The 23,924-nt window shown below is 40.4% G+C and carries 22 protein-coding genes; 14 read left to right on the top strand and 8 right to left on the bottom strand.

Translation table 11 applies throughout. The features are described 5' to 3' along the window. Nucleotides 1-13: 13 nt before the first annotated feature. Nucleotides 14-787, bottom strand: coding sequence for an amidohydrolase (locus CIK86_RS14155; protein ID WP_086994424.1), 774 nt, complete (start codon nt 785-787; stop codon nt 14-16). 412 nt (nt 788-1,199) lie between these two features. Here CIK86_RS14155 and CIK86_RS14150 point away from each other — a divergent pair, with 412 nt between their 5' ends. Further along, entirely contained in the window at nt 1,200-1,829 is a 630-nt protein-coding gene (locus tag CIK86_RS14150) for a methylthioribulose 1-phosphate dehydratase (protein WP_086994421.1), read from the top strand. A 125-nt stretch (nt 1,830-1,954) separates the two neighbouring features. Here the strand turns inward: CIK86_RS14150 and CIK86_RS14145 are convergent, their stop codons facing one another. Next, nucleotides 1,955-3,436, bottom strand: a complete 1,482-nt coding sequence (locus tag CIK86_RS14145; RefSeq protein ID WP_086994418.1) for an FMN-binding glutamate synthase family protein — start codon at nt 3,434-3,436, stop codon at nt 1,955-1,957. Nucleotides 3,437-3,611: 175 nt separating this feature from the next. Beyond that, nucleotides 3,612-5,393 (bottom strand): DUF885 domain-containing protein, encoded by a 1,782-nt coding sequence (locus tag CIK86_RS14140; RefSeq protein ID WP_086994415.1) that lies wholly within the window; start codon nt 5,391-5,393, stop codon nt 3,612-3,614. A gap of 354 nt (nt 5,394-5,747) precedes the next feature. On the opposite strand from CIK86_RS14140, the gene CIK86_RS14135 reads away from it, so the two are divergent. The 13 genes from CIK86_RS14135 to mdoH all read left to right on the top strand — a co-directional run bounded on the left by CIK86_RS14135 (nt 5,748) and on the right by mdoH (nt 19,411). Beyond that, nucleotides 5,748-6,731 carry a GGDEF domain-containing protein gene (locus CIK86_RS14135; RefSeq protein WP_041454617.1) on the top strand — a complete coding sequence of 328 codons (984 nt, stop codon included), beginning with the start codon at nt 5,748-5,750 and terminating at the stop codon, nt 6,729-6,731. A gap of 82 nt (nt 6,732-6,813) precedes the next feature. Then, nucleotides 6,814-7,569 (top strand): bifunctional demethylmenaquinone methyltransferase/2-methoxy-6-polyprenyl-1,4-benzoquinol methylase UbiE, encoded by a 756-nt coding sequence (gene ubiE, locus CIK86_RS14130; protein WP_011329553.1) that lies wholly within the window; start codon nt 6,814-6,816, stop codon nt 7,567-7,569. Between the two features lie 11 nt (nt 7,570-7,580). Beyond that, nucleotides 7,581-8,258 (top strand): SCP2 sterol-binding domain-containing protein, encoded by a 678-nt coding sequence (locus CIK86_RS14125; RefSeq protein ID WP_086994412.1) that lies wholly within the window; start codon nt 7,581-7,583, stop codon nt 8,256-8,258. A gap of 9 nt (nt 8,259-8,267) precedes the next feature. Next, a complete protein-coding gene (gene ubiB, locus CIK86_RS14120) occupies nt 8,268-9,869 on the top strand; it encodes a ubiquinone biosynthesis regulatory protein kinase UbiB (protein ID WP_086994409.1) in 1,602 nt (533 codons plus the stop codon). Nucleotides 9,870-9,949: 80 nt separating this feature from the next. Then, nucleotides 9,950-10,198 (top strand): Sec-independent protein translocase subunit TatA, encoded by a 249-nt coding sequence (gene tatA / locus CIK86_RS14115; RefSeq protein ID WP_008467382.1) that lies wholly within the window; start codon nt 9,950-9,952, stop codon nt 10,196-10,198. Between the two features lie 5 nt (nt 10,199-10,203). Then, nucleotides 10,204-10,536 carry a Sec-independent protein translocase protein TatB gene (tatB, locus tag CIK86_RS14110; protein ID WP_008467380.1) on the top strand — a complete coding sequence of 111 codons (333 nt, stop codon included), beginning with the start codon at nt 10,204-10,206 and terminating at the stop codon, nt 10,534-10,536. Between the two features lie 48 nt (nt 10,537-10,584). Then, nucleotides 10,585-11,325, top strand: a complete 741-nt coding sequence (gene tatC / locus CIK86_RS14105) for a twin-arginine translocase subunit TatC (RefSeq protein WP_086994406.1) — start codon at nt 10,585-10,587, stop codon at nt 11,323-11,325. A gap of 1 nt (nt 11,326) precedes the next feature. After that, nucleotides 11,327-11,824 (top strand): hypothetical protein, encoded by a 498-nt coding sequence (locus CIK86_RS14100; protein ID WP_011329557.1) that lies wholly within the window; start codon nt 11,327-11,329, stop codon nt 11,822-11,824. Continuing rightward, nucleotides 11,824-12,609: a TatD family hydrolase gene (locus CIK86_RS14095; RefSeq protein WP_086994401.1), complete on the top strand. Its 786-nt coding sequence runs from the start codon at nt 11,824-11,826 to the stop codon at nt 12,607-12,609. The genes CIK86_RS14100 and CIK86_RS14095 overlap by 1 nt, the downstream gene beginning before the upstream one ends. Further along, entirely contained in the window at nt 12,609-14,474 is a 1,866-nt protein-coding gene (locus CIK86_RS14090; protein ID WP_086994398.1) for a diguanylate cyclase, read from the top strand. Before CIK86_RS14095 ends, CIK86_RS14090 begins: the two co-directional genes overlap by 1 nt. 2 nt (nt 14,475-14,476) lie before the next feature. Continuing rightward, entirely contained in the window at nt 14,477-15,487 is a 1,011-nt protein-coding gene (gene hemB / locus CIK86_RS14085) for a porphobilinogen synthase (protein ID WP_086994395.1), read from the top strand. Between the two features lie 383 nt (nt 15,488-15,870). Beyond that, entirely contained in the window at nt 15,871-17,478 is a 1,608-nt protein-coding gene (locus tag CIK86_RS14080; RefSeq protein ID WP_011329562.1) for a glucan biosynthesis protein G, read from the top strand. Then, nucleotides 17,450-19,411 (top strand): glucans biosynthesis glucosyltransferase MdoH, encoded by a 1,962-nt coding sequence (mdoH, locus tag CIK86_RS14075; protein ID WP_086994392.1) that lies wholly within the window; start codon nt 17,450-17,452, stop codon nt 19,409-19,411. The genes CIK86_RS14080 and mdoH overlap by 29 nt, the downstream gene beginning before the upstream one ends. 406 nt (nt 19,412-19,817) lie before the next feature. Here mdoH and fusA read toward each other — a convergent pair whose 3' ends face one another. From fusA to CIK86_RS14050, 5 genes are all read right to left on the bottom strand, one after another. Continuing rightward, a complete protein-coding gene (gene fusA / locus CIK86_RS14070) occupies nt 19,818-21,902 on the bottom strand; it encodes an elongation factor G (RefSeq protein WP_086994389.1) in 2,085 nt (694 codons plus the stop codon). A gap of 204 nt (nt 21,903-22,106) precedes the next feature. Then, complete coding sequence (locus CIK86_RS14065; RefSeq protein ID WP_086994446.1) at nt 22,107-22,241, bottom strand: CitB family transcriptional regulator; 135 nt, start codon at nt 22,239-22,241, stop codon at nt 22,107-22,109. Nucleotides 22,242-22,288: 47 nt separating this feature from the next. Beyond that, nucleotides 22,289-22,462, bottom strand: a complete 174-nt coding sequence (locus CIK86_RS14060) for a hypothetical protein (protein ID WP_140391173.1) — start codon at nt 22,460-22,462, stop codon at nt 22,289-22,291. 79 nt (nt 22,463-22,541) lie between these two features. Continuing rightward, a complete protein-coding gene (locus CIK86_RS14055) occupies nt 22,542-23,198 on the bottom strand; it encodes a 3-oxoacid CoA-transferase subunit B (protein WP_024594936.1) in 657 nt (218 codons plus the stop codon). Nucleotides 23,199-23,209: 11 nt separating this feature from the next. Then, a complete protein-coding gene (locus tag CIK86_RS14050) occupies nt 23,210-23,917 on the bottom strand; it encodes a CoA transferase subunit A (protein ID WP_086994382.1) in 708 nt (235 codons plus the stop codon). Nucleotides 23,918-23,924 lie beyond the last annotated feature (7 nt).

Raw genomic sequence — 23,924 nt, 5'->3', positions numbered from 1 at the left:
AATTTAAGCTGCTTTATACTAAGTTAAAAGCATCCGCATCTAAATGCGCCGGAAATTTAGCCTTAAAGTCATTTAATGGTGCTTTGTGCAAAGTAATGGTTATTAGCGCTTGGCTATTATCTGCAGCTTTTACTAAAGCATCACCTTTAAAGTCATATACCGCTGTGCCACCATTGTGAGCAACACCATTGGCATCATCACCAATGCGATTTACCCCAACCACATAACATACATTTTCCATCGCTCGCGCCATTAATAATGTATCCCAAACATGGCGTCGCACTGCGGGCCAATTAGCAATATTAATCATTACATCGTAATCGTTGTTATTGCGCTGAAATACCGGAAAGCGTAGGTCGTAGCACACTTGTGGTAATAGCTTAAAGCCATTAATAGTAAACACTTTGCGCGCTTGTCCTGCTACTACAAAGTCGCCTTCGTTGCCTAAACAAAACAAATGACGCTTATCGTAAAAGTCTACTTCTCCATTGGGCTGCACCCAATAAAACCGGTTGGCCTTTTTACTGCCTTGCGTAACAAATACTGAGCCTGCAATTACTGCATTATGTTTATGCGCTTGCGCCTTTAACCAGGTAAGTACTTTGCCGTTTTCAGGCTCAGCGCAATCTAAGTTTATTGCAAAGCCTGTGGCAAAGGTTTCGGGCAGTAAAATCAAGTCTGACTGCTGAGTCACTGCATCTAACTGCTTATTAAACATAGCTAAATTAGCGTCTTTATCGAGCCAGTGTAGTGAGCTTTGCAATAATGTAAGTGTTAAAGTTGACATAGCTTTGTGCCGCCCTCTTTTAAGTTTTTAGTGTAACCTGAACTCTGGTTAAGAGATTTACTAACGTATTGAATCATATTTATATTTAACTTTATTTTCTCTAGCCAAAGATTTTCAGTGAAAATAAGGCGAATTTACGCGTTAATAGCTGGCCTATTGCAAGTAAATTCAACGCAGTTAGCGCTGAAAATAGCTGCTTGAGATAGGTTTATTATCCGGAGATCAGGTTAAGTATAAATGACCAACTTAATTGTTATTAGAGTTTGATAAAACATACCTTATGCTGGTAGCTTAGTTATTAACACTCTATATCCTTAATTGTGGTTTTGCACGCAAAGCGGTGCTACCATCACTTAATATAGAAGTTTAGCCGTCTAAATACAATTAACTGATGCTCGTTTGTGAGGAATATATGCAAAACAACAATACCGCTATTTCGCAACTTATTGAAGCTGGGAAGTGGGTTAGCCAAAAAGAGTGGATACCCGCAACCGGTGGGAATTTTTCAGCAAGAACTGAGTCGGGCTTTGTAATAACAGCTAGTGGCCAAGATAAAGGCAAGTTGACCAATGAGCACTTTTTACAGCTAGATCTACAAGGCAAGCCTTTGGCAGGAACAAAAAAACGCTCAGCCGAAACACAACTGCACTTGAGCTTGTATCAGCTAATTCCCGAAGCGCAATGTGTACTGCACACGCATTCTGTTGCGGCTACCGTGCTTTCGCAAATAACAAAAAGTCATAAACTCGATTTAACTGGCTACGAAATGCAAAAAGCTTTAACCGGTTTTACCTCGCATTTAGAAACCCTAAGCATTCCTATTTTTAATAACGACCAAGACATAGACCATTTAAGTTTATTGGTAAGCGACCATCATTTACACACTCCTATTGAACACGGAGTGCTTATACGTGGCCATGGTTTATATGCTGTAGGGCGAAATATTGATGAAGTTCGTCGTCACTTAGAAGTGCTGGAATTTTTATTTAGCTGTGAATTAGAGCGTTTAAAAATTACCGGCATTCAAGCAAATAATAAATAAAATTAAGGCCCATTGTTATATTACGTAACAATGGGCCTTAATTAATGACCTAATAAATATTGAGTGCATAAAAAAGCAGCTTAGTTTAGTGCGCTTAAGCACTCATATATTTAATGCTCACTGTGTTATTTATAATTTTCGTAAATTTTATCTAATGGCTCTGAAAGACCACTTTCTTGAACTATACGCACATGTTCACGTTTTAACTCTCGCGCACTAGATACGCCGCACGAGTGCGCGATTAAGCCCGCTCCATAGTGCACATACTTATTATAGTTTGCCACACGCTGTGCTTTGTCTGCCACATTTAAGCCACGTTGCAGGCGCTTGTCGTGCGTGGTGATCCCTGTAGGGCAAGTGTCTTTATTACATTGCATTGCTTGAATACACCCTAGTGCAAACATATGGCCGCGAGCAGATACAACAAAATCAGCCCCCAGTGCTAATGCCCATGCAACTTTAGAGGGTACGATTAACTTACCTGAGGCAATAACCTTTACTCGCTCTCTGAGCCCATGTTTTTCTAACAAGTTAATTACTAATGGCAAGCTTTCTCGCAGTGGTAAGCCCACTGAATCTAATAATGACTGTGGTGCGGCGCCTGTGCCACCGTCTGCACTATCAATAGTAATAAAGTCGGGCGCTGACTCAACACCGCGATGATTTATTTCAGCGAAAAGAGTTTCTAACCAAGTATACTCACCAATTACCGCTTTAAAGCCGGTTGGTTTACCGGTTGCGTTACGTACGGTTGCCAACATATCAAGAATATCTGACGGCTTTTTAATTTCAAGATGGCCATTAGGGCTAATTGAATCTTGCCCTTCGGGAATACCGCGTATTTTTGCAATTTCAGCGTTAACTTTTCGCCCAGGTAACATACCGCCTTTACCTGGTTTAGCGCCTTGGCTTAGCTTTATTTCAAACATTTTTACTTGTTCGTGAGCTGCTATTTCTTTTAATTTAGCAGGGCTTAAATTGCCATTATCGTCGCGAACACCGTATTTAGCAGTACCAATTTGAAATACAATATCTCCCCCGCCTTCTAAATGATACGGGCTTAAACCGCCTTCACCGGTATTATACCAACAGCCAGCAAGCTTAGCTCCTTTAGATAAAGCACGTACTGCAGGTTTTGACAAAGCACCAAAACTCATACCTGAAATATTAAATATTGAATTAGTGGTGTAAGGTGTTTTACAGTAAGGGCCTAAAGTCACATTACTAGGATCGAGCGCTTCTTCATCTAAAGTAGGAAATGCACAGTTCATAAACATCACTGTACCGGTTACTTCAAGGCTTTGAGTCGAGCCAAACGCAGCAGTATGATCAACATCTTTTGCAGCGCGATATACCCAACTACGTTCAGCACGATTAAACGGCATTTCTTCTCTATCAAGTGCGAAAAAGTACTGGCGGAAAAATTCGCCTTGGCGCTCAAAAAAATATCGAAACCGACCAATTACCGGATAGTTGCGCCTAATTGCATGCTTTGTTTGGGTTATATCTCTAAAATAAAAAATAATAACCGATAAAACTATAAACCCTAATACAACAATAAAAAGGCTCGCAAATACATTAATACTTAGAACTATAAAATTGTTCACTCAAAACCCCTCTGCAGTACTTTTTCGCCAATAAAATAAAATGGCTTTAATAGACAAATGCGCATATCACTTATTATAGATGATATGCGCATTTTATTAATTTATAACCTTAGAGCATATTAACCTTAAAGGTAAACACGCTCTCATATAAGCCATTACGATTGATGCGGATTAATTAAATATCCTGTTTAGCTAGTTCGTTTTTAATATACAAACGAATTTGCTGCTCAAGTACAGATAACGGTACTGAACCATGGCGTAGCACTTGATGATGGAACTCTCGCACATCAAATTTTTGGCCAAGGGCCTGCTCCGCTTCTTTACGTAAGCGCTTAATAGTTAATTCTCCAATTTTATACGATAACGCCTGCGCAGGCCATGAAATATAACGATCTGTTTCAGTTTTAACGTTGTGCAACGACAAAGCAGTGTTATCGCCCATAAAGTTCATCGCGCGTTCACGGCTCCAGCCATACATATGCATTCCCGTATCAACAACTAAACGTGCAGCGCGCCACATTTCATAGGTTAAACGTCCGAAACGGCTATATGGGTCTTGATAAAACCCAGCTTCTATTCCTAAGTACTCAGAATAAAGCCCCCACCCCTCGCCAAATGCTGATAAATAAGCATCACGACGATAACTCGGCAAATTTTCTAGCTCAGCATTAAGTGATATTTGTAAATGGTGCCCTGGTACAGCTTCATGCAGCGTTAACGCCTCTAGCGCGTAAAGAGGTCGCTTATCTAGCGCATAAGTGTTTACCCAGTAATAACCAGCTTGATCGTCGCGGTTCGAACCCGAGTAACGCCCTGTAGTATATTTAGGAGCAATATTGGCGGGAACAGCCACTACGCCATAAGGTTTGCGCGGCAAGGTATGAAATAATCTAGGCAGTTGCGCATCCATTTTTTTAGCAATATAAGCAGCTTCTTTTAGTAACTGCTCTGGAGTAGTTGCGTAGAACTGCGGATCAGTACGTAAAAAGTGGATAAATTCAGCGAACGTGCCTTTAAAACCAACTTCTTTTATTACCTCTTCCATTTCGCTACGAATACGTGCCACTTCTTTTAGGCCCAACTCATGAATTTCTTTTGGGGTCATATCTGTAGTGGTGTAATGCTTGGCGCGATTAGCATAAAAAGCAGCCCCATTAGGCGTTGCCGAAATACCAATACTGTCTCGAGCACCTGCTTGATACTCTTCAGTAAAAAAGGTGAGATAATCTTTATATGCTGCTATTACTTGTTCTTTAATTATTGTTTTAGCTTGGAGTTGCAGCTCATAAAATTCGCTGCTACTTAAGCCTGCAGTATTCGTTAAAAATGGCTGATAAAATTCAGATTGTGTTACATCATCAACAATATAAACACTAATTGAATCTTCATAACCTTTAAGTACAGCTTTAGGCTGCGTTAACCCTATTGCTAAACCTTGTTTCATCCAATAAATATTTTGCTCAAAAAAGCGTGGTACCTGAGCTAATCGCGCTAAATAATTTTTATAATCTTGTAACGTTTTATATTGTGAACTTTTAACCATAAACGACAAGCTTGAATGAAACCCATATTCAGATGTAAGCGGCATATAGTGGGCATTAAATACATACTCATCCACGCTATTTTGCACTTGAGCACGCAAAATACTAAAGTTAATCCGATTTTCATCACTTAACTTATCAATGTTTACCGTATCTAAATCGGCAAGTAGCTGGGTATTTTTTTTATATTCTTGCGCTAAATACTCGGCAGTTAAGTTAGGTAGTAAGTAGCCATCTACCCCCTGAGGATTATTACTGTAGGGGCTAGCATCTTGTCTATTTTGCACAATGTTTTCGGCAACTTGAGTAAATTGCTTATCAGCATTAAGTGAGGTTGTTTGGCATGCACTTAAGGTGCATAAAAAAGTAATTCCCAGTAGCGAGTGGCGTAATGGTCGAGATAAAAGTTGATTCATTATTATATAGCTTCACAATTAAATAGGTTTTGTAAACCTATCGCAGGCTAAATAAATAGCAAGATAAATACGACCAAGCACGCAAAAACTAATACGACTGATATAAGCAGGTTGGTATTTAATAACCAGTAATAAAACATGCTTTTGAATAAAACAAAAAGTAATTGATGATAAAAGCAGCCATTATGTTGCTAAAGTTACAATTTAGATAACTAACTGTCGTTTTTACTTTTAAATAACCGATATAATGATTATGGTACAAGTGCTTGGATGCGAAACGCTTCATTGGATGAGTTTATAAATTAATACGCATATGTATTTAGTTGGTATTTGCAAATGATGTTCCATGACTCTATGGCTGTAGCACAAGATAAAATGACAAAAGTGTGTGTATTTTTAGAGCGCCATGTTTTGCCACCTACACCACTTAATTATCAGGTTGTTTATACTTATATTAGCCAAGTAAACAACGACCTTAATAGCGCCATTGAGCGCGCTATTGCAAGTAACACTCTTATTGACAGTTTATTTACCGAGCAACTCTACTTTGAGCACTTAAATCAAGGCCATGCCACTGAAGTGTCGATGATAGAGAATGTTAATGGGGTAATTAACTCGCTGTCTAAAAGCGCACAACACACTGAAAAACAATTTATTAATTTTGCCGGCCATATTAGCGAGTGTATGCATTCGCTTGATGAAAATAACATTAAAAATAGCCGGATCGCACTTACAAGGCTAGATCAGCAAACAGCAACACTGTTAACGCAACACAAACAGTTTAAACAACAATTAAGTAATGCTAAACAACTCCACGAAAAAACTAAAAAGCAGCTTAACACCCTGCGTAAACAACATATTATTGATAGTCAAACTGGCTTGTATAAACGTCATTATTTAACCAAGCAAGTGCAAATATGGGCAAATCAACATAAACCGGTTTGTGCTATTGCTATTCAAATAGACAATTTAGATCACTTTATTGATAACTTTGGCGATGTAATCGCAGAAGCAATTTTAAGCAAAGTGGCTAAACAAGTACAAAAATATGTGTTTCAAAGCGGCCTAGCGGGGCGTACTGCAAAAGATCAATTTACTGTACTACTTACCGACGTAGATTGTGAAACAACCAATTTAATTGCAGAAAAAGTACGCGCTGGTGTTGCAAAGCTGCGCTTTATCAGCTCGAAAAACGCGCTGGCATTACCTGCAATTAAGCTCTCTTTGGGGATTGCACAGCAACAACAAGCTGACTTTGAGCAATTAACCAAAAGTGCTTCTAATGCGGCATTTAAAGCACGCTCTTTAGGGCAAAATAGCTTTACTGCGGAGCATTAATTAGCTGATAAATCATATTCAAATTGCACCTTCAGGGCACAATCAAGTACACTAGTCTTTATTACCACGATAGAGATTAATGATGAGCGAAACACCACAAAAGACCACGCATTTTGGCTATAAAACGGTAGCCGAAAACGATAAAGCCTCAATGGTTGCAGACGTATTTCATTCAGTTGCGGCAAAATATGACGTAATGAATGACTTAATGTCTTTTGGGGTACATCGTTTATGGAAACGTCAAACAATAGCCAGCTCTGGCGTTCGTAAAGGCCACCATGTTTTAGATTTAGCCGGTGGTACGGGCGATTTAACTGCAAAATTTAGCCAACTAGTCGGAGAAACCGGTCAGGTTATACTCGGTGATATTAACTCGTCTATGTTAAAAGTGGGCCGTGAAAAACTCCATAATTTAGGCTTAGTTGGCAATATTGACTACGTGCAAATGAACGCTGAAGCCTTACCATTCCCAGATAATAGCTTTGATCTGATCACTATTGCATTTGGTTTACGTAATGTAACCGACAAAGACAAAGCATTACGTTCAATGTACCGCATTTTAAAACCAGGCGGGCGCTTACTGGTATTAGAGTTTTCAAAGCCAGAGCATGAAATACTCAGTAAGGCATACGACTTTTATTCATTTAACTTATTACCAACTATGGGTAAGTTAGTGGCAAACGACAGCGAATCGTACAAGTATTTAGCTGAGTCGATTCGTATGCATCCAGATCAAGACACGCTTAAAAGCATGATGTCTGATGCAGGCTTTGAGCAAACCACTTATCAAAACTTAACCGGTGGTATTGTTGCGCTGCATCGCGGCTTTAAATACTAAGGTAAATAATTATGGCGCTTGAGCAAGCAACCGAAAAAAATTCTACTGAGGCTCCCTCAACTGATTTTTTTATGTTACCCAACTTAGTACTTTCGCTCGTGGAGCGAATACTTAATCAAGCACTTAAACTCGATACAAGCCTATCGGGAATGTTGGCAGCAGTTAAACATCAGCGCTTAGTCGTTGATGTTAGGGGCTCTCAGCTAAAGCTGCTGCTAGTGTTTAGCGACAAGCAACTTCATTTATATAGCGCAACCAGTGATACAGACGCAGATTGCATGATTAGCGCCGACCTTAACACCCTGCTTGCGCTAAAAAACCCAGCCATGCTTACCCAGCTAATTCGCCAAGACAAACTTGATTTACAAGGCGATTTAAACATAGCTCAAACCTATAGCAATGCATTTTCAACACTAGATATAGATTGGCCTGAGCAGCTTTCATCGCACCTTGGTGATGCTCCCGCACAGCTATTATATTTACACTTCAAAACGCTCCAGCAACACGGCAATAAAGCAAAAGCGCAGTTAAGCCGCACCCTAACAAGCTTATGCCAAGATGAATTGGCAATTACCATTCATCCGTTAGAGCTTAAACAATTTAAACAACAAAACCGTGAGCTTAAAGGCCAAGTTGCTGCTATAGAACAACGTATTAATGCCTTACTAACCACTTTGACTACCCGCTAAGGATTTTTTGTGTCAACTGCACGACTGTATTACATCACTAAAACACTGCTTAGCTACGGATTAGATGAGTTAGTACCAAAACATAAAATCCCTTGGTTTGCGAAAATAGCCCGAGGTAGTTTATTTTGGCTGCGTAATCAGCATAAAGATAAGCCCGCAGGGCTGCGATTACGTTTAGCCCTACAACAGCTTGGCCCAGTATGGGTTAAGTTTGGCCAAATGCTTTCTACGCGTCGTGACTTACTGCCGCACGAAATTGCATTAGAGCTGGCATTTTTGCAAGATCAGGTTGAACCTTTTCCCGGCGAACTTGCACAAAAAATAATAGAAAAAGCTCTCGAAATTAATGACATAAGCGAGCGTTTTAGTGAGTATTCACAAACACCACTGGCGTCGGCATCAATAGCACAAGTACATACCGCAACGTTAGTTGACACAAATGGTATAGAGCAAGATGTAGTTATTAAAGTAATCCGCCCTAACATTAATCAACAAATTAACGCCGACTTAGCCTTAATGGAAAAGCTCGCTAAGGTGTTAGCAAAAGTACACCACGAGTCAAAACGTCTGCGTCCTGTGGAAGTAGTAAAAGAGTACAAAAAGACTCTACTTGATGAACTTGATTTAATGCGCGAAGGTGCAAACGGCATTCAACTTAAACGTAACTTTGAAGACTCAGATTCGCTTTACATCCCTACCGTTTATAGCGATTACAGCCGCCATAATATATTAGTAATGGAGCGTATTTATGGTATTGCGGTATCAGATACTGATGCTTTATTAGCGCAAAACACCAATATGAAACTACTGGCTGAGCGTGGCGTTGAAGTGTTTTTTACCCAAGTGTTCAGAGACAGCTTTTTTCATGCTGACATGCACCCAGGTAATATTTTTGTTTCTCGTGAGCACCCCGAAAACCCTAAATATATTGGTATAGATTGCGGTATTGTAGGCACCTTAAACAAAGAAGATAAACGCTATTTAGCGGAAAACTTTATAGCCTTTTTTAATCGTGATTATCGCCAAGTTGCGCAGTTGCATGTGGACTCGGGTTGGGTACCGCCCGACACCAGTATTGAAGAGTTTGAATTTGCTATTCGCACTGTCTGCGAACCTATATTTAATAAGCCTTTAGCTGAAATTTCGTTTGGTCATGTATTGGTTAATTTATTTAATACTGCAAGGCGCTTTAATATGCAGGTACAACCACAATTGGTATTACTGCAAAAAACCTTACTGTATGTTGAAGGTTTAGGCCGCCAGCTTTATCCACAATTAGATTTATGGAAAACCGCTAAGCCCTTTTTAGAAGACTGGGTTAAGCAACAAGTTGGTCCGTTATCGGTTATAAAGCAAATGTATGCACAATTACCCTTTTGGGCCGAAAAAATGCCAGAGCTGCCCGATCTAATTTATCAAAGCTTAAAACGCCCACCACAAATTCAAGTACAGGCTCCGAAGGGATCTCATAAACCTTTGGTTTTAGGTTTGTTTAGCAGTGCGGCTATGGTTATTGCTGCATTATTTTATTTACAGCACGATTTAATTGCTGCAAGTATCGCTATAAGTAGCGCTATTATTGGTTTTATAGCAGCATGGCGTAGCACATAAACTAAGTGCTATTTACGTTTTTAGGCGTATAATTAGTATTTAAAATATACACTTTATAATTATGAAAACGGGAGATAAACATGGGATTTGGCGGTATTAGTCTTTGGCAGTTATTGATTGTATTAGCAATTATTGTACTTTTGTTTGGCACTAAAAAATTACGCGGTATTGGTGGTGATTTAGGTGGAGCAGTTAAAGGCTTTAAAAAAGCAATGTCTGACGAAAAAAATACAGATAAAGAAAAGCCAGAGCAGATTCAAAAATCAGAAGAAAGTGCACCGCTTGATTCTGCCCATACTGAAAAAAATAAAGACAATAACAAGGTTTAATTAGCATGGGGATGTGGGAGCTAATTGTTGTTTTAATTGTTGGTTTAGTGGTGCTTGGTCCAGAGCGTTTACCTGTAGCAATTAGAACGGTAAGCCGATGGATAAAAACTGCAAAGTCGCTTGCTAACTCAGTGAAAGCTGAAGTGAGCGAAGAGTTGCGTGTGCACGAATTACACGAAAACCTTAAAAAAGCGGAGCAACAAAACTTAACCGATTTAAGTCCTGAACTACAAAGTTCACTAACTGAACTTCAACAGGCCGCTCAGTCTGTGACCCACAGTTATAAAAAAAATCAAATCGATCCCTCTAATAAGCAAAATATTGATGATACAAAGTGAAATTAATTTCTCACTTTGTGGTCAACTTACTAAATGGTATAAAAAATAATGGCTGAGGAAGTAAAATCGGGGTTTGTCGCGCATTTAATTGAATTACGCGATCGGCTGATTAAATCACTATTAAGCATTTTAGTTATTTTTATTGCAATAGTGTATTTTGCAAACGACATTTATACATTTGTTGCAGCGCCATTAATTTCACATTTGCCAAGCACTGCAACCATGATAGCAACTGATGTCACAGCGCCATTTTTTGCCCCTTTTAAACTAACGTTATTTGTCGCATTATTTGCCTCTATTCCGTGGATATTACACCAGGTTTGGGGTTTTATAGCTCCGGGATTGTATAAGCACGAAAAACGCATGTTAATGCCAATACTCGCCTCAAGCATCTTTTTGTTTTATGGTGGTATTGCCTTTTGCTACTTTGTAGTACTGCCAATTATTTTAGGCTTTTTTACCAGTGCGGGTCCTGCAATGCTCACCTTAGCACCGGATATTAGTAGCTACTTAGGGTTTGTACTAAAACTATTTTTTGCCTTTGGTGTCGCTTTCGAAATTCCAGTAGCCATTATGCTGCTGTGCTGGAGCGGCGCTACAACAACGCAAAGCTTAAAAGAAAAACGTCCCTATATTGTAGTGGGTGTTTTTGTAGTAGCGATGTTTTTAACACCGCCCGATGTATTGTCACAAACTTTATTAGCGCTACCTATGCTTATTTTGTTTGAGCTAGGCCTAATTTTAGCTAAATTTTATACCGCTAAACCACAACAAGAACCTGAGGAATAACATGAACAAAAAACTACTCTCACTATTAGTTTTGTTAAGCGCACCGACTTTTGCAGCCACAGCTATTAACGAGCAAGCACTGCAAGCATGTAGCTTTATTGAAAACGACTTTAACCGCCTGCTTTGTTACGATAATACGGTTGCCGGTAAACCGCTGAGCAAGCCTACTGTAAATAAAACACTCTCACCAACAAATACAGAAGCCACCGCACCTGTTGCTGTAGCGGTAACACAAGCAGAAGAGTTTGGTTTAGAGCATAAAAATATTGCGAAAGAAAATGACAGCTCTATTAGCTCAACTGTATCAGCCATTAAAGAAGCAGCTTATGGTGAGTTAATTATTACTCTAGAAAACGGCCAACAATGGCGCCAAATTGGATCTGACGGCATAACGCTAAAAGAAGATGACAACGTGGTTATTAGTCGTGGTGTATTTAATTCTTTTTTATTAAAAAAAGAAGGTCAAAACCGCTCTATACGCGTTAAACGTACTCAATAATGCCATACAGCTTAATTGATGCTGGGGTTAATTTAACTAACCATCAGTTTGATAAACAGCATCAAGATATTATTGCCCGCGCTAATGCTGCGGGAGTAAAGCATATGCTGATTATAGGCTGCGATGTAGCAGCCAGTGAGCAGTCGCTTGAGCTGGCTATAGAGCATCAGCAATTTTCTACAGCAGGCGTACATCCTCACGATGCTAAATCGGCTACTGATGAGCTTGAGACACAACTCTCTCAACTTGCAAGCCATAAACAAGTTATAGCCATTGGGGAGTGCGGCCTTGATTATAACCGTGATTTTTCGCCTCGCGATGTACAACGAAGCGTGCTTAGGCGCCAGCTTGCCCTAGCTGAACAGCTAAACTTACCTGTATATTTGCATGAACGTGATGCCAGCGAAGACATGCTCAGTATTTTAAAAGAATTTAATGTACGCGGCGTATTACATTGCTTTACAGGTAACGCTCAGGCATTAAAAAGCTACTTAGCGTTAGGGCTTTATATCGGCATTACCGGCTGGGTTTGCGATGAACGCCGTGGAAAAGAACTACAACAATTAATCCCCAGTATCCCTCTTAATAAACTGTTAATAGAAACTGATGCGCCTTTTTTGATTCCGCGCACCGTTAGCCCAAAGCCTAAATCTCGCCGTAATGAACCTGCATTATTAACTTATGTGTGCGAAACAATTGCCCAATTATATAACCTTACTCCTGAGGCAATAGCGCAGCAAACTACTCTAAACTTTTATAATGTTTTTGGTTTAAAAGCTAAGTAATGAAAGTTATTGGGGTGTTATTAAGCTTATTAACTATCCTTTTTGCTGGTTTAGCAGCCGCTAATACGATAGAGATCGATGAGCAGTTTACATCTGAAAAAATTAACTCTGTTTATTATTCTTTTGCGCCTACATCCATAGCAACTGCCCAGCAGAGCGATCTTAAACAGTGGCAAACGTTAACCAACAAACCACTTAATTTAGGGATTGAACAACGCCCTGTTTGGATCCAATTTACAATTAAAAATACGCTCAATACGCGTGTAACGCCAATACTCTCTATCGATAATCCGCTATTAAATGAAGTACAGGTATATCACTTACTCGATAAGCGACGATCCTCCTCAATAAATATTAATGCCCCTCCTTTACTGCCACAACAACAAATAAAAAACGAACCTTTGCTGGTAAAATTAACGCTTCCTGCTCGCAGTAATACCACTGTTATCGTTAAAGTGAGCAATAGCTCAGGGTTACGCGTGCCTTTAACCTTATGGCAGGCAGATGCGCTCTTTACATATAAAAGTAAGCTTAATTTGCTTTACGGATTATTAATTGGCTTTGTTTTTTCTTTAGCGATTAGCTGTCTTATTTTGTATGCTTTTTCGCGTAAGCAATACTTTGCTTACACGGGCGCTATAACATTAATGCTCAGCATCTTATTATATTTTATTTGTGGCTTTAGTTTCATCCACACACGTTCTGCGGGCACAGTACAACTTATGATCCCCATGTTGGTGATGCTGATAACGGTACTTTTCTTACCTCTACAGCAACAGGTATGTCAGCCTAAAACCGTTACATGGTTTAAAGTGCAAAAAATTATAATAGCTATATATGCACTGCTTATTGCGTTTGTTTGGCTTTTTCCCACACTTGTTGTCACCTTATTTTGCTTTATTACCACTCCCATTGTTTTAGGCTACTATGTTGTAACAACCTTACTTTGTATTCGCCAAAACCCATCTGAACCCCAAAAAGCACTTTTGCTAGCTTTATGCAGCTTTTTAGCCGCAATTGTTTATTTTATTATTACTGTTTCAGGGCTTTATATATTTACAAACAGTAGAGTGGCTTTTGTGTTTATTTGCTCTCTTAGCTGCGCTTTCTCCCTTGGATATGCGGTGATGAAACTCTTTATTTTACAGCGCGATGAACAAGTAACTACTCAACAAACCTTAATAGCCAAAAGTGCTGCCCAAGATGCCTTATTACATGAGCGGCTATCTTTACAAGAAAGCGTGCGTCAAGAGCTCGAAACACAAGTAGATGAGCGTACTTTTGAGTTACAAGTAACACTAAGAGAACTAGAAGAAAAAAACCGTGAGCTTGAACAGCTAAACATGGAAGATCCCTTAACTGGTATTAAAAACCGGCGCTTTTTTGATAAAAAATTAGTGATGGAGTTGCGCCGCTCGCGTCGCGAACAAACACCATTAAGTGTTATTATGCTTGATATAGACAAATTTAAGGTAATAAACGATACCTATGGCCACCTAACTGGCGATCAGGTTATTCGTACTGCTGCTGATACTATTAAAAAGCAATTACAGCGCCCGCTTGATGAAGTAGCACGTTACGGCGGCGAAGAATTCGTGGTGTTATTACCCAATACCCAAAATGATGGCGCGATAGCCATTGCTGAAAAAATTCGCCACGCTATTGCTACTAATAATGTGCATGTGGCTGGCACTACTATTTCATTTACAATCAGCGCGGGAGTGTATACTAGCGTTGCTGAAGATATAAATAATCCTGAAATTTTTACCGAACGTGCCGACAAAGCACTGTATTTTGCCAAGCAGCATGGTCGTAACCAAGTGATTAATTTTCCAATCCCACAATCCCAAAGTAGGAGCGTATAAATATGGCCCAATCTGGTCTAGATCTTTTCCCATATACTCGCATGCGCAGAATGCGCCGCGATGATTTTTCACGCCGTCTTATGGCTGAAAACCAGCTTAGCGTTAATGATCTTATTTATCCGGTATTTGTACTCGAAGGTAAAAACCGTCGTGAAGCAATTGAATCAATGCCCGGTATCGAGCGCTTATCAATTGACTTACTGCTTATAGAAGCCAAAGAACTGGTTGAGCTCGGTGTGCCCGCCATTGCTATTTTCCCGGTAACACCGGCCGACAAAAAGTCATTACATGCTGAAGAAGCGTATAGCGATGATGGTTTAGCACAACGTACAGTACGTGCATTAAAAGAAGCATTCCCTGAGTTAGGTGTAATTACTGATGCCGCGCTAGACCCGTTTACCACCCACGGACAAGACGGCATTATTGATGAAAGTGGCTATGTAATTAACGACATCACAACTGACATACTAGTTAAGCAAGCACTGTCGCACGCCCGAGCAGGTGCTGACGTTATTGCCCCTTCTGACATGATGGATGGCAGAATTGCCGCTATTCGCGAGGCACTTGAAGCCGATGGCTACATTCACACTCGCATTATGGCTTACTCAGCTAAATACGCCTCAAGCTATTATGGCCCATTTAGAGACGCGGTAGGCTCTGCCGGTAACTTAAAGGGTGCTGATAAAAAAACCTATCAAATGGATCCAGCTAATTCTGACGAAGCTATTCGCGAGGTCGCGCTTGATTTGCAAGAAGGCGCCGACATGGTAATGGTTAAACCTGGCATGCCATATTTGGATGTTGTACGCCGAGTTAAAGATGAGTTTGGCGTGCCAACCTTCGCTTATCAAGTAAGTGGGGAATACGCTATGCACAAAGCTGCTATTGATAACGGCTGGTTAGCTGAAGAGGCCACTATTATGGAGTCGCTACTGGCATTTAAACGTGCTGGCGCCGACGGTATTCTTACCTATTTTTCTAAGCAAGCTGCACAATACTTAGCTAAAAAGTAAGCTTTACAAGGCGGGCAACAAGCCCGCCTTACTTTATTTTTAATTACAAACTTAAATAGTGCTACATCATTTTTACGCTGCTATAACTCAACAAAAACTGCTACCTACATAACCAGTATTAGCCCTCCTCTTTGCTTTATTTAATTGGGATTAATTTTGTACCAATTAAAACCTAATATATACAAATGTAATTCAGACAAGCTTCAGTAAACTTTGTGTACTATCCGTACTAAATCTACTCACTCTCGTATTTAGCCTGTAAACAACAAAGCATACTTGAGCCTTTTTATACGTTTATTATTAAAAGTACCAATGAAACAAATTAATAAATCGATATTAATCTTAACTGTAAAAATAAGTCATGTTTTTATAAAGGAACGAAAATGAAAGCACCAATTCACCTAATATCAACATGGAAAAAAGCCTCAGTACCATTACTTAGCTTGTTTCTTGTTTTTTCAGCTCAGCAAGCATTTTCCGCTACGCTTGACGTTGCCATCCCGCAAGACAGTTTATTTGATGTGATCAGCGCCCGCGCTCAAAAATTAGCGAGTGAGGAGTATATTGCCCCTAAAAACATCGAGCTAGATGCGCTAAATAATATTGAATATCAAGATTATCGCTCTATTCGTTTTAAACAAGACAAGTCAATGTGGAAAGATGAAGGTCTTTACGAGCTACAGTTGTTTCACCCCGGCTTTTTATATAAAACACCAGTAACAATTAATACAGTTGATAGCGATTCTAAACTTAGCCGTTTGCCGTTTAGTACTGACTTTTATCAGTACGATGATACTGCAGCACCTTTAAAAGATGAAATAGCCAAGAGTATTGCCAATAAACAATTAGGCCATGCTGGATTTAGGCTGCATTACCCAATTAATACCACTGAGTACAAAGATGAAGTAATGGTGTTTCAAGGTGCTTCTTATTTTAGAGTTGTTGGGCCTAATCAAGTGTATGGCCTATCGGCGCGAGGGTTAGCAATTGATACTGCTGAAGCGTCTGGTGAGGAGTTTCCTGTGTTTAAAGAGTTTTGGCTAGTAAAACCACAGCCAGAACAAACCAACATTATCATTTTTGCACTGCTTGATAGCCCATCGGTTGCCGGCGCCTATAAGTTTAGTATTGACCCTACCACCAACACCAGCGTTAAAGTAGATATGCAAATTTTTGCCCGTAAAGACGTGAAAAAATTAGGCGTAGCACCACTAACAAGCATGTTTTATCACGGCGAAAACAGCACTAAATTTTTTGACGATTACCGCCCAGAAGTGCATGACTCAGACGGACTGTTAACCCAATCTCAGGATAACAACTGGATTTGGCGTCCGCTTAATAATCCGTCGCAACTTAGCGTAACCTCTTTTTCATACGAGAACCCTAAGGGATTTGGCTTAGCGCAACGTGATCGTGAATTTAATAATTACTTTGATATTGAAGCGCATTATCACAACCGCCCTAGCCTGTGGATAGAGCCTGAAGGTGACTGGGGAAATGGTCGAGTAGAGCTGGTAGAAATACCGACAGATACAGAAACAAACGACAACATAGTGAGCTACTGGGTACCTGAAAAACCATTTAAAGCAGGCGATTCGTTAAAGCTAAGCTATAAAATGACCACCTTTAATGCTTACTTAACTCAGCATGATAAGGCACGCGCAGTTCGCACTCGCATTGGTAGCGCGGCATTACCGGGTGAAGATAATCCGCCACCTAAAAGCCATCGCCAATTTACGGTTGATTTTGCTGGGCCTGATATAAATAAGCTTTCAGAAAAGTTAAATTTAAATGCCGACATCCAATTAACAACGGGTGAGGTTAGAGATGTAACTGTGCAAAAATTACCTGATTCATTAGGCTGGCGAGTTGCTTTTAAAATAGCTCCACAAAACGGCAAACCTGTAGACATGCGCTTATCGTTAAAGCTGCATGATAAAGAAATTAGCGAGGTATGGAGTTATGTTTGGTATCCAAATGACATCAAGTAAACAAACCACCAAAATATCTATGCCCTTTAAGGCACTTCGTATTTGGTTATTTGCCATTGCCGCAATTGGTATATCTGCGTATGGCATCTCTATTATGTTTGAAATTTTAAACTCAAATGGTATGACACCACTTGAATATGCTTTGCTGGCATTATTTTCAATTACCTTTGCATGGATTGTTACCGCATTTTGTAGTGGTACTATAGGGTTTGTACTGCAGTTACTGCGTATTGATCCGCTTACCCTTAGGCGCATAAAACCTATAAAGCTTGATAGTCAGGCATTTTCTCAGCAAAAAACTGCCATAGTAATGCCTATTTATAACGAAGATACACACCGTGTTATTGCAGGCTTTGAAGTGAGCTTACAGTCATTAAAAGAGACTGGGGAATTAGCCAACTTTGATTTTTATTTACTCAGTGATACACAAGATCCAACAATAGCTAAAAATGAACTAAGTGCTTGGCATGCTTTGTGTGAGCGCCTAGGCGAGACATCAAAGCAGTTGTTTTATCGTCGCCGCGAAGATAATAAACACCGTAAAGTAGGTAATTTAACCGACTTTTGTGAGCGCTGGGGAAGCCAGTACGATCATATGATTGTGCTTGATGCCGACAGCGTTATGACAGGTAAATGCATGCTAGAGCTAACGGCAAGCATGATTAACAACCCGCAAGTAGGACTTATTCAAACCATTCCTATTCCGGTACGCCAAGATACCTTTTTTGGTCGTTTTTTACAGTTTGCTTCGGTACTTTATAGCCCTATGCTGGCAACAGGATCGGCATTTTGGCAAACCGATAAAGCAAACTACTGGGGCCATAATGCCATAATTAGAGTAAGCGCATTTATTGACTGCTGTGGTTTACCCACACTTAAAGGCAATGCTCCTTTTGGTGGTGAAATACTCAGCCATGACTTTGTAGAAGCATCATTACTACACAGTGCAAATTGGGAAGTATTACTACTTGCAGATATTGAAGGCAGCTATGAAGAAGTCCCAAGTAATATTTTAGATTATGCCGTGCGCGACAGACGTTGGGTACAGGGTAATATTCAACACATTGGATTACTCCCGTCACCAAAGTTAAAGCTGATGAGCAAATTTCACTTTTTACTTGGCGCTACCGCTTATATTTCGTCATTAATATGGTTACTTATGCTCGCGTTAAGTACGGTTGATGCCGTAACACGTGCTTTAAATAGCGACGTTTATTTTAACCGCGCTTATCAATTGTTCCCTACTTGGCAAATAGCTAAAACCGATTTAATTGATGCTCTGCTCTATCTTACTATTGTTATTTTATTGCTACCAAAACTAATGGGTATAATCGTAACCTTGGTGCACAGAAAAAACCGCTTCGGTGGTGCTATTAAGCTTACGTTAGGCGCAATTATAGAAACAGTTTTTGCTATTGTCATGGCTCCATTAATGATGGTGTTTCATGCTTATTTTGTTGTTTGTGTGTTTTTAGGCAAAAAAGTTAAGTGGGATGCTCAACCACGAGAAGGCCGTATGGTGCCATGGAGAGAAGCGTTTAGTTATACGTTATTTTCTACTTTGGTCGCTATTGCTTGGGGTAGCACAGCGTATTACTTCACGCCGGTATTTTTTTGGTGGCTATCACCTATATTACTAGGTTTAGTACTAGCTGCACCTATAGTGCGTTATTCAAGCAGTATAAAACTGGGGGTTAAACTCAGAAAGCTAGGTATATTTATCTGCCCTAGTGAAGTAGATAACGATACCATGCTAGAGGCACTTAAAGTGCACCTTAAAGAGATTTCGGTACCCACCGCAGGGCAATACCCTTTAACTATACCCGCATTGCCAAAAGAGCACTTGGTTACCATGCCAATACAAAGCTTTAATAAGTCACGCTCGCCAAAGATGAAAGCGCTAAAAGAAAAGCTAATTAAAAAGCTTAGCTAGCGCCACACTTTAAAATAAACAAGGAGCTACAAATAGCTCCTTTTTTATTGTCGGCAATTAGCTGTTTACACCTTTTTTATTAATTGTATTAAATTAGTAACGTTTATAGGCAAAGGTATACCACTCAACAATAATATCATGGTGTATAGCGCATCATCGTAATACTCCTCCCACTTGCATACGCACAGCTAAGTTAACAACTCACTTAGCTCACTGTAGCCGTTATATTTAACGCCAAATTAACGCATGCTGGGCATTTATGCGCCGTCATTACCTAACCTTAAAAGGAAACGCAATGCTGTAAATTTAACCTCGAAAGATAAGCACACCCTAATATATCAATTTTATTATGGGCAATAAAAAACCCGCAACATGTGCGGGTTTTTTTAAAGAGTTAAGGTGCTAATTACTTAGCAGCTTTTTTCTCTTTTTCTGCAGCGATTACAGCTTCAGCAACGTTATTAGGACATGGTGCGTAATGTGAGAACTCCATAGAGAACTGACCACGACCTGATGTCATTGTACGTAGTGAACCAATGTAACCAAACATTTCTGATAATGGTACGTCTGCTTTAATACGAACGCCTGTTAAACCAGCTTCTTGGTTGCTTAGCATACCACGACGACGGTTAAGGTCACCGATTACGTCACCTACGTTGTCTTCTGGCGTGAACACGTCAACTTTCATGATTGGCTCAAGAAGTTGTGCACCCGCTTTAGGGATAGACTGACGGAAAGCGCCTTTAGCAGCGATTTCGAACGCGATTGCTGATGAATCCACTGCGTGGAAGCCACCGTCAAACAGTTCAACTTCAACGTCAAGTACTGGGAAGCCAGCTAGAACACCTTCGTTCATCATTGACTTAAAGCCTTTCTCAACTGCAGGCCAGAATTCTTTAGGTACGTTACCACCAACAACAGATGATTTAAACGTGAAACCAGAACCCACTTCGCCAGGCTTGATACGGTAATCAATTTTACCAAACTGACCAGAACCACCAGACTGTTTCTTATGCGTGTAGCTATCTTCAACTTCTTTAGTGATAGTTTCACGGTAAGCAACCTGTGGTTGACCAACAATAAGGTCTACGCCGTAAGTACGCTTAAGGATATCTACTTTGATATCTAAGTGCAGCTCACCCATCCCTTTAAGGATAGTTTCGCCAGAATCTTCATCTGTTTCAACTTGGAAAGATGGATCTTCTGCAACCATTTTACCAATTGCAACACCCATTTTCTCATTACCGCCTTTATCTTTAGGCTGTACAGCAATCGAGATTACTGGAGTTGGGAATACCATTGGCTCAAGTGTTACTGGGTGCTTAGGATCACATAATGTGTGACCAGTTTGCACGTTTTTCATGCCTACGATAGCAATGATGTCACCAGCTTGTGCGCTAGTTAATTCGTTACGGTCGTCTGCTTGCATCTCAACCATACGGCCAACACGCTCAGTTTTACCAGTAAACGCGTTAAGGATAGTGTCACCCTTGTTAAGCTTACCTGAGTAAATACGTACGAACGTTAATGCACCAAAACGGTCATCCATTATTTTGAATGCTAACGCTTTAAATGGTAGGTCTGTAGATACGATAGCAAACTCGCCATTTTCGTTACCTTCTTCATCCATAAGAGGTTGAGGGTTAACTTCTGTAGGAGCTGGTAGGTAATCAACTACTGCGTCAAGAATAAGTTGCATACCTTTGTTTCTGTATGCTGAACCACAGTATGTTGGGAAGAAAGCTAGCTCACGAGTACCTTTACGGATACAACGCTTGATATCTGCTTCTGAAGGCATTTCACCTTCCATGTACGCTTCCATTAGGTCATCATCTTGCTCTACAGCAATCTCGATAAGCATTTCATGGTATTCTTCTACTTGGTCAACCATGTCCGCTGGAACATCTTTAATTTCGTAGTTTTCAGGCTGACCTGAGTCATCCCACACGTATGCTTTTTTAGTTAAAACATCAACTACGCCTACAAACTCGTCTTCTCTACCAATTGGTAACGTCATTACCAATGGCGTTGCAGCTAGTACGTCTTTAACTTGCTTAACTACGCGGAAGAAATCAGCACCCATACGGTCTAATTTGTTTACGAAAATACAACGTGCAACGCCTGACTCATTCGCATAACGCCAGTTAGTTTCTGATTGTGGTTCAACACCACCAGAGCCACAGAACACACCGATACCGCCATCTAATACTTTAAGTGAACGGTAAACTTCTACTGTGAAGTCAACGTGTCCAGGAGTATCGATAACGTTAAAACGGTGATCTTTCCAGAAACAGCTTACAGCCGCAGACTGAATAGTAATACCGCGCTCAGCTTCTTGGTCCATGAAATCTGTTACTGTTGTACCGTCGTGGCTATCACCACTTTTGTGGATCATACCAGTAAGCTTTAGGATACGCTCAGTGGTGGTAGTTTTACCCGCATCAACGTGCGCGAAAATACCAATGTTTCTGTACTTCGATAAATCTGCCATTTAGTTTACTCTTAATAAAGTCGAAAAATTATTCGGCCGGAGTATAACATCACTTAAAGCGAACATCACCATAGAAGTCGCTTAAAATGCAGTCAATTTTAGAAAAAAGTTATGCGCGGTTTGAAATCGATATTTTTTGCGCTCTAAGTTACCAAGCAATTTAGCTTCATAGTTCGTTAGCTGCGCGCTATGCGCTTTATTTTATTAACGAATTTTATAGCAACGCTCTGGACGACCAATACTGCCATAGCTTTGATCCGCTTTAACTTGTTCAGCTTCCAGCATATATTCAAGATATCGCCGCGCAGTCGATCGGCTTACACCCACTAAATCACCCATTTGCTGAGCTGTAAATGCTGTTTCTTTATGTTCATTAAATGCAGTTATTATTTTTTTAAGGTAAGCGAGTCGACTCCTTTGGGTAAGCGTGTTGTGGTACTAACACGCTCTTTTGAACCAAATAGGGTATCAACCATAGACTTCGTCACCTCAACAGCAGCCGAAAAACATTGTTGGCGAGCTTCAAAACGTGCCAGAGCTTGATCTAACCTACTTAACATGAGTGGTTTTATAATAAATTGGTAGCTTTTTAAGTTATAAAAAACCCGCAACAATGCGGGCTTAATTAATAAGCTATTATTAAAATGTCATTTCGGGTGTGTTTTTAGGGATAATTAAACGCCCCTGTGTTTTCGCTTGAATTTCTTCTACGCTCACTCCGGGGGCGCGCTCTAATAAATGAAATGCACCATCTTTAATTTCCAGTAAGGCCAAGTCGGTAATTACTTTATTAATACACCCCACACCGGTGAGCGGTAAGCTGCACTCACTGAGTAATTTTGACTCACCATGCTTATTAGCGTGGGTCATGGTACAAATAATGTTTTTTGCACCAGCCACTAAATCCATCGCACCGCCCATACCTTTTATTAACTTATTGGGGATCATCCAGCTAGCAATATTGCCGTTTTGGTCAACCTCAAAGGCACCCAATACGGTTAAGTCAACATGACCGCCGCGGATCATCGCAAAGCTTTCGGCTGAGTTAAAAATTGCTGCGCCAGTGGCGGCAGTAACGGTTTCTTTACCGGCGTTTATCATATCAGCATCGAGCGCATCGGCAGTAGGATACTGCCCCATACCCAGTAGGCCATTTTCTGATTGCAGCATTACTGCAATATTATCGGGGACATAGTTAGCTACTAAGGTAGGAATACCAATGCCTAAATTAACGTAATAGCCATCTTGTAATTCCATCGCGACTCGCTTGGCGATTTGTTCACGTGTTAATGCCATTAGCTTACTCCTTATTGCTTTGCTGCTTGGGTGGTCACTTTTTCGATGCGTTTTTCAAACACCCCTTTTATAACCCGATCGATATAAATACCGGGAGTGTGTATTTGGCTTGGCTCTAACTCCCCAGGCTCTACAATTTCTTCTACTTCGAGTACAGTTATCTTACCTGCGGTGGCGGCCATAGGATTAAAGTTCATCGCGGTATGGCGATAAATACAATTACCAAAGCGATCCGCTTTCCAGGCTTTTACAATGGCAAAGTCACCGGTAATACTGTGTTCTAACAAGTAGTCTCGACCATTAATATTGCGCGTTTCTTTGCCCTCAGCCACTGGCGTGCCTACTCCAGTGGCGGTATAAAAAGCAGGAATACCTGCACCACCAGCGCGCATTTTTTCAGCCAGTGTACCTTGTGGAGTAAGCTCTATATCTAGCTCACCACTAAGTAGTTGCTGCTCAAATAAGGCATTTTCGCCCACATACGAGGCCACCATTTTGCGTATTTGTTTATCCTCTAGTAACACGCCTAAACCAAAACCATCTACGCCACAGTTATTAGACACCACAGTTAAGTTACGAATACCTTGGCGTTTAATTTGGCCAATAAGTCCCTCCGGTATACCGCACAAGCCAAAACCACCGGCAATCACTGTCATGCCATCCTCAAGCCCTGCCATTGCTTCGCTGTAACTGCTTACTACTTTATCGAATCCTGCCATTGTTAGC

It is taken from the genome of Pseudoalteromonas sp. JB197 (assembly GCF_002332205.1).
Taxonomy (GTDB): domain Bacteria; phylum Pseudomonadota; class Gammaproteobacteria; order Enterobacterales; family Alteromonadaceae; genus Pseudoalteromonas; species Pseudoalteromonas nigrifaciens.
This window is presented reverse-complemented; position numbering and strand designations above follow the sequence as displayed.

What these genes read in the sequence shown, in the direction of transcription:
- CIK86_RS14155 (WP_086994424.1), bottom strand. Translation starts at nt 787, where the DNA reads ATGTCAACTTTAACACTTACATTATTGCAAAGCTCACTACACTGGCTC.
- CIK86_RS14150 (WP_086994421.1), top strand. Translation starts at nt 1,200, where the DNA reads ATGCAAAACAACAATACCGCTATTTCGCAACTTATTGAAGCTGGGAAG.
- CIK86_RS14140 (WP_086994415.1), bottom strand. Translation starts at nt 5,393, where the DNA reads ATGAATCAACTTTTATCTCGACCATTACGCCACTCGCTACTGGGAATT.
- CIK86_RS14135 (WP_041454617.1), top strand. Translation starts at nt 5,748, where the DNA reads ATGGCTGTAGCACAAGATAAAATGACAAAAGTGTGTGTATTTTTAGAG.
- ubiE (WP_011329553.1), top strand. Translation starts at nt 6,814, where the DNA reads ATGAGCGAAACACCACAAAAGACCACGCATTTTGGCTATAAAACGGTA.
- CIK86_RS14125 (WP_086994412.1), top strand. Translation starts at nt 7,581, where the DNA reads ATGGCGCTTGAGCAAGCAACCGAAAAAAATTCTACTGAGGCTCCCTCA.
- tatA (WP_008467382.1), top strand. Translation starts at nt 9,950, where the DNA reads ATGGGATTTGGCGGTATTAGTCTTTGGCAGTTATTGATTGTATTAGCA.
- tatB (WP_008467380.1), top strand. Translation starts at nt 10,204, where the DNA reads ATGGGGATGTGGGAGCTAATTGTTGTTTTAATTGTTGGTTTAGTGGTG.
- tatC (WP_086994406.1), top strand. Translation starts at nt 10,585, where the DNA reads ATGGCTGAGGAAGTAAAATCGGGGTTTGTCGCGCATTTAATTGAATTA.
- CIK86_RS14100 (WP_011329557.1), top strand. Translation starts at nt 11,327, where the DNA reads ATGAACAAAAAACTACTCTCACTATTAGTTTTGTTAAGCGCACCGACT.
- CIK86_RS14095 (WP_086994401.1), top strand. Translation starts at nt 11,824, where the DNA reads ATGCCATACAGCTTAATTGATGCTGGGGTTAATTTAACTAACCATCAG.
- CIK86_RS14090 (WP_086994398.1), top strand. Translation starts at nt 12,609, where the DNA reads ATGAAAGTTATTGGGGTGTTATTAAGCTTATTAACTATCCTTTTTGCT.
- hemB (WP_086994395.1), top strand. Translation starts at nt 14,477, where the DNA reads ATGGCCCAATCTGGTCTAGATCTTTTCCCATATACTCGCATGCGCAGA.
- CIK86_RS14080 (WP_011329562.1), top strand. Translation starts at nt 15,871, where the DNA reads ATGAAAGCACCAATTCACCTAATATCAACATGGAAAAAAGCCTCAGTA.
- mdoH (WP_086994392.1), top strand. Translation starts at nt 17,450, where the DNA reads ATGTTTGGTATCCAAATGACATCAAGTAAACAAACCACCAAAATATCT.
- fusA (WP_086994389.1), bottom strand. Translation starts at nt 21,902, where the DNA reads ATGGCAGATTTATCGAAGTACAGAAACATTGGTATTTTCGCGCACGTT.
- CIK86_RS14065 (WP_086994446.1), bottom strand. Translation starts at nt 22,241, where the DNA reads ATGGGTGATTTAGTGGGTGTAAGCCGATCGACTGCGCGGCGATATCTT.
- CIK86_RS14060 (WP_140391173.1), bottom strand. Translation starts at nt 22,462, where the DNA reads ATGTTAAGTAGGTTAGATCAAGCTCTGGCACGTTTTGAAGCTCGCCAA.
- CIK86_RS14055 (WP_024594936.1), bottom strand. Translation starts at nt 23,198, where the DNA reads ATGGCATTAACACGTGAACAAATCGCCAAGCGAGTCGCGATGGAATTA.
- CIK86_RS14050 (WP_086994382.1), bottom strand. Translation starts at nt 23,917, where the DNA reads ATGGCAGGATTCGATAAAGTAGTAAGCAGTTACAGCGAAGCAATGGCA.